1 protein-coding gene is annotated in these 500 nt (G+C 47.4%); it reads left to right on the top strand.

What is annotated here, in order from left to right; all coding sequences use genetic code 11:
* Window positions 1-33 precede the first annotated feature (33 nt).
* On the top strand, window positions 34-500 hold a 467-nt coding region (locus tag R7P74_RS29850), incomplete at its 3' end, for an IS3 family transposase (protein WP_318124360.1).

Raw genomic sequence — 500 nt, 5'->3', positions numbered from 1 at the left:
TCAACAGATCAGGCAGCTCAAGGTTGAACCTGATTGGCTCAAAAAAATCTTCCATTTTCAGTTAGAGTTCGCCGGGAACTGGTCGAGCCTGCGAATGAGAAGATTTCCGCAGCAAGGCAATGTCAGCTTTTAGGGATCAATCGAACCGGTCTTTACCATCGCGCCAGAACTGGGAGTGCTAAAGATGGCGAGCTGATGCGCTTGATCGACGAGCAATATACGATGACACCGTTTTACGGTTACCGGCGGATGGCGGTCTATTTGCAGAAGTTAGGATTTCGGGTCAATCACAAACGAGTCCGGCGCTTGATGAGAAAACTCGGGCTGGAGGCGATCTACTCAAAGCCTAATTTGTCGAAGCCGGGGAAGGATAATTTGACTTACCCGTATTTATTGAAAGGCGTGGCGATCGAATATTCTGATCAAGTCTGGGAGACTGATATTACCTATATCGGATTGGGCAGCGGATTTGTTTATTTACTGGTGATTATGGATTGGCA

It is taken from the genome of Vibrio sp. 2033, from assembly GCF_033339735.1.
Note: the sequence above shows the minus strand (reverse complement) of the source record. Positions and strands in the feature narration are given on the sequence as shown.